Here is a 5086-nt window from a genome sequence, read left to right on the forward strand (position 1 = left end):
GGGCGTGTAGGGCTATGGCTTTGCTTGGCATGAGTTATTATCTACATAGATTTGGTATTATACGCCCTCGCGCCGCCACAAGCCAAAAGCACCCTGGTTTTCGCTGGAGAGGGGCCATGATAAGCTCTCCTCCAGTTGGCCCTGCAGCACATGGGACGCGATTTCGAACTTTCACACGGAGGCCGCAAGCGGCTCATTGGCCGCTGGAAGGCCTTGCTTAGCTCGCTTGGGATAGACCCCGACCCGCACTTCTCCCTGCTGGACGACCTGCTCACCCGCCACAGCGAGCCTCAGCGGCACTACCACAATCTGCTCCACCTCAGCACCCTGTTCTCGCTGTTACCGGCAAAGCCCCACCTGGAGTTTGCCATCTGGTTCCACGACGCCATCTACGACCCCACCCGCAGCGACAACGAGGCCCAAAGCGCACACCTGGCCGAGCAGAGCCTGAAGCGCCTGGGGGTAAGTCTTGCGCTCATTCAGACTGTGGTCGCCATCATTCTGGCCACACAAGACCACCAGTCGGATGACCCCGATACGGCTTTGTTTCTGGACGCCGACCTCTCCATTCTGGGCGCCGACCGCAAAACCTACAAAGCCTATGCCCAGGCCATCCGGGACGAGTATGCCTGGGTTCCAGAGGCGCTGTTCCGGGAACGACGCGCCCAGGTGCTACAAAAGTTTCTGTCGCGCCAGCGCATCTACCAGACCCCCGCTTTTGCCATGCTGGAGCAGCCCGCCCGCGAGAACCTGCAGCATGAGCTGCAAACTTTGCTAAGGGAGCCTGGCCATAACCGGCGCAAATGAGTGCAAAAAGCCCTCCGAGCCCAGGAATGGCATGGGCTCAATAGGCTGCGGGGGTGTGGCCGGCCAGGGCCTGCCAGTAGCGCTCGAGGTCCTCCGCCAACTGCTGGGCCAGACCCAAGCGATACGCAGTTGCCACCCGCCTGCCCAGGGATCGAACCAAAGGATCGGAACTGGCCTCCAGGCCAGCCAGGGCCTTCTCCGAAAGGGCAATGTTTACCTTTTGGGGGTAGGCCGGTACGGGCGGCAGGCTGAACCAGTAGCAGGCCTGCTCGGGTTTCACCACCGCAACCCCCCTGCTGATAAACCAGTCGGCGCCCTCTGGATGAACATAGACCTGGGCAGCCTGGGCCACCGCCTGGCGCACGGCTTGGGCAAATGGCACTGGAACGGCCCATCCCGCTTCAGGGGCAGCGGGCAATGGGCGGTAGGCTTGCGCCCTCAGTTCAACATTGCGCTCGCCGTTCCACTCATTGAGCACCACACCCGCGGCCAGCTCGATGTGTTCGGGCAGACTCTCGCCATTGTCGCGCCATTTGATGACCCGGATGCCGTTCAGTCGAAACGACAGATGCCGGCCTTCGCCCATGGTGCGCACGTATTCCGGCCTGCCCTGGGTATAAAACAGCGGCTCTGGGTTGCCCTCCCCCAGGGGCTCGAGTAGCTTTAAAGCCTGGTGCAGTTCGGCCAGGTCTTCTCCATCCAGCCATCCGTCCAGAACAATTTCAGGCACTGGCGCCGGAAACTGGGCTGCGTAGCGGTGAATGGCTTCAGTGAAAGCGGGAATCTGTTCCTCCTGAATGGCGAAACCCGCCGCCTGGGCATGGCCCCCAAAGCGTTTGAGGAAAGGCCTGGCAGCCTGCAAAGCCCCCACCGCGCTAATGCCAGGCGTCGAGCGCACCGAGCCCTTGCCATCGGCAATGATAAAGACCGGTTTGTAGTAGCGCTCGAGCACCCGGCTTGCCACGATGCCCATCACGCCGGGATGCCCCTCGGCATCATGAATGACCAGTGCCGGCTGAGTGGGGTCTATGCTGGGCCAGATGCGCTGTAGCATATCCTCCTCGATGCGCTGGCGCTCCTGGTTGAGGCGGGTCAGGTGCTCGGCCAGGGGGTGGGCTTGCAGCAGGTCCTGGGTGGTAAGGAGCTCCAGGGCCACCTCGGCCTGTCCCAACCTCGAGGCCGCATTTATTCGGGGGGCAATGCGAAATGCAATCTCGCTGGCGCTAAACTCACGGCAGTGCTCGGCGGCCAGCACCTTCAGGCCCAGGTTGGTCGAGTCGCGCAGGCGGGAGAGCCCCTCTTTGACCAGGGCCCGGTTGAAGCCCTGCAGGGGGGCCACGTCGGCCACCGTGCCGATGGCGGCCAGGTCGGCATACTCCAGGGGCGGGTCTTTCCCCAGCAGCTTGTACACCTGCCACAGCAGCAAGAACGCCACCCCCGAACCAGTGGGGTGGGCCTGACCTTGCAGCTGGGGCGAGAGGGCCGGGTGCACAACCAGGCCCGGCGGTGAGGAAGCGCCCGGCGTGTGGTGGTCGGTTACCAGAACCGAAACCCCATTTTCTACCAGCTCGCGCAGTTCCGCGTGGTTGGCAATGCCGCAGTCCACAGTAATGAACAGGTCGCAGGCTTCCAGGTGCTCCGGCACACGATCCATCAGCACCCCGTAGCCCTCGCTCAAACGGTGGGGAATGAAGGGGTGGATGTCGGCCCCCAGTTTTCCCAGGCCGTTGAGCAGGATGGCCGTTCCGGTCAGGCCGTCGGCGTCGTAGTCGCCGTGCACGCGGATGCGCTGGCGTTTTTCCAAAGCCTCGATAATGCGCAAAGCCGCTTGCTTCAGGCCTTCGATGGGCAGCAGCTCCAGAGGGGGCTCGAGGTCCTCCTTCCGGCGAAATCCCCGGTTCCAGAGTACCGCCGCCGCCAGGGGCGAAAGGTTGAGCTGCTCCACCAGAGGGCGCAGCGAAGAGACGTGGGGCCATTCGCGAAACTTCCAGTTCATCACAGGGTCTCCTTACTGCCCTACAGCGCAAAAATTCCCTAGCCAAATGCCCACAAAAAGCCGGCTGTGGGGCAGAAGCACGCCGTAATCAGGGTCAACCATCCAGGCCGCTCTAACCTACAACGCAGCCTGACAAAACACCTCCGCGCGCCATTCCCTCCCCTTAGGGCAGCCGGTCTGGGATGACCGGGGTTTCTTCGGGGTGCTGCTTTTTGAGGGCCTCGAGTTCACTTTTGAGCTGCCGCAGCTCCCGGTTGCGCTTGTGCAGGGCCGCCTGGGCATTCACCCAGCCGGTAAGCCCGTACAGCCCCATCACGGTCAGGCCCAGCCCAAAGGCTGTCACCAATAAAAAGCTCAGATGTACCAGGCCCCAGGGTGTGCCAATCAAAAGACCCGGTTCCAGAACATACACAGCCCAGGCCAGAGCAGCCACCCCCAATACCACCACGAAGGCCAGTGCGTTGAGCACTTTCATGCTAGAAGTTTACTTCATGGCTGTGGGCCCTGGCTCAAACCCATTTCTTCAGGTCGATGCGGCCCTCGTAAATGGCTTTGCCGGTAATGGCCCCCTCCACGCCCAGGTGCCTCAGGCCCTCGAGGTCGGCGTCCGAAGCAATGCCCCCCCCCGCAATCAAGAAGCCCGGCCAGGCTGCACGAACCTCACCGATCACCTCGAGGTCGAGGCCGGCCAGGGTTCCATCCCGCCGCACGTCGGTGTAAATGAGGGTACGCACACCCATCTCCCACATCCGCAGGCCCAAATCCTGCACCTTGAGGGCTGTTTCCTCTGCCCAGCCCGAGACCACCACCTCCAGGCCCCGCGCATCCAGGCTGACCACCACCCGCTCGGCGCCAAACTCCCCCAGCATCCGCTCCAGCACTTCCGGCGCTTTTACAGCTACGGTGCCTACCACCACCCGGCTGGCCCCCAGGGCCAGAACCTCCCTGGCAGCCTCCACGCTGCGTATCCCGCCCCCTACTTCAAAGGGGATAGCCAAAGAGGCAGCCAGCGCACGCAACACCGCCCGGTTTTCTCCCCGGCCCAAAGCCGCATCCAGGTCAACCAGGTGCAGCATCCGAGCCCCCAGGGCCTGCCAGTGCAGGGCCGCCTCCAGCGGGTTTTCGTAATAGACGGTTTCCTGGCGGGGGTCGCCCTCAAACAAGCGAACGGCCCGCCCGGACTGGATATCTACTGCAGGAATAACCAGCATTGGGGGATTGTATCAAGCCTGCCAGGGCAAAACCATCAGTAAATTTTCTTCCCCAACAAACTGCTGGCCAGCTCGACCATCATCCGGGCGGTGCGGTTGGCGATGTCCAGAATGGGGTTCACCTCGACCAGATCCAGGCTGGTAACCAGGCTGGCATCGGCCAGCAGCTCCATAAGCAAATGGGCCTCGCGGTAGGTCAGGCCCCCAGGCACGGGCGTACCCACCCCCGGCGCTATTTCGGGGTCCAGCACGTCGGCATCCAGCGAAACGTGCACCCGGGAAAAACCCGCGAACTTTGCCGCAACCTGCTGGGCAATGGCCGGGATGCCCTGCACATCCACCTCTTTCATGGTGAATACCGTAACCCCCCGCTCGCGCAGCAGCCGAACCTCGCCCGGATCCAGGCTGCGAATCCCAATGAGCACCACGTCTTCGGGCCGCACCTTGGCCCCCGGGCGGCCCAGGTCTACCAGGCGCGGGTCGCCCAGGCCGCACAGGTGCGCCAGCGGCATCCCGTGAATGTTGCCGCTGGGGCTGGTCTGGGGGGTGTTGAAGTCGGCGTGGGCGTCTACCCAGATCACCCCGATGCGCTCACCCCGACTGGCCCCCGTGACCGACCCCATGGCAATGGAGTGGTCGCCCCCCAGCACAATGGGAAACACCCCAGCGGGCATCTGGTTCAAGGCTTCGATGGTGTCCAGGCAGACCGTGCGAATGGCCTCGAGGTAGCCCAGCCCGCCCAGCGCCTGCTGGGCGCGCAGGCTCTCGACCACCGGCACCTTGATATCGCCATAATCGTGCACATGGTAGCCCAGGCCCTGAAGAACCTCCTGCAAACGTCCGTAGCGCATGGCACTGGGGCCCATATCTACCCCACGCCGACCCTGACCCAGATCCATCGGAACGCCTAAGATGCCGATATCCTTCATACCCCCACAGTCTACCGCCGGGTTTGCAACGATGCAGCCAGCATTGCGCGCAGGGTGTGTCCTGGATTTAGGCAACTAGGCTGCAGCGGGGAAAGCGGCGTGTCGGACGGCGTGGAAAGGTATGACGGGGCTGTGGGAGAAGA

At 63.1% G+C, this 5086-nt stretch carries 5 protein-coding genes; 1 reads left to right on the plus strand and 4 read right to left on the minus strand.

Annotated elements, in window-relative coordinates:
* Window positions 1-150: 150 nt before the first annotated feature.
* Window positions 151-807, plus strand: coding sequence for an HD domain-containing protein (locus tag ABWU19_RS14185; RefSeq protein WP_435902308.1), 657 nt, complete (start codon window positions 151-153; stop codon window positions 805-807).
* Window positions 808-844: 37 nt separating this feature from the next.
* On the opposite strand, the gene ABWU19_RS14190 is transcribed toward ABWU19_RS14185, so the two are convergent.
* The 4 genes from ABWU19_RS14190 to rocF all read right to left on the minus strand — a co-directional run bounded on the left by ABWU19_RS14190 (window position 845) and on the right by rocF (window position 4943).
* Window positions 845-2803, minus strand: a complete 1959-nt coding sequence (locus tag ABWU19_RS14190; protein WP_435902309.1) for a single-stranded-DNA-specific exonuclease RecJ — start codon at window positions 2801-2803, stop codon at window positions 845-847.
* A gap of 163 nt (window positions 2804-2966) precedes the next feature.
* Window positions 2967-3278, minus strand: coding sequence for a LapA family protein (locus ABWU19_RS14195; RefSeq protein WP_435902310.1), 312 nt, complete (start codon window positions 3276-3278; stop codon window positions 2967-2969).
* 34 nt (window positions 3279-3312) lie between these two features.
* On the minus strand, window positions 3313-4014 hold the full coding sequence (hisA, locus tag ABWU19_RS14200; protein ID WP_435902311.1) for a 1-(5-phosphoribosyl)-5-[(5-phosphoribosylamino)methylideneamino]imidazole-4-carboxamide isomerase: 702 nt from the start codon (window positions 4012-4014) through the stop codon (window positions 3313-3315).
* Between the two features lie 35 nt (window positions 4015-4049).
* Window positions 4050-4943 (minus strand): arginase, encoded by an 894-nt coding sequence (gene rocF, locus ABWU19_RS14205; RefSeq protein WP_435902312.1) that lies wholly within the window; start codon window positions 4941-4943, stop codon window positions 4050-4052.
* Window positions 4944-5086: the final 143 nt, after the last annotated feature.

This window comes from Meiothermus cerbereus, assembly GCF_051297115.1.
GTDB lineage: Bacteria > Deinococcota > Deinococci > Deinococcales > Thermaceae > Meiothermus > Meiothermus cerbereus_A.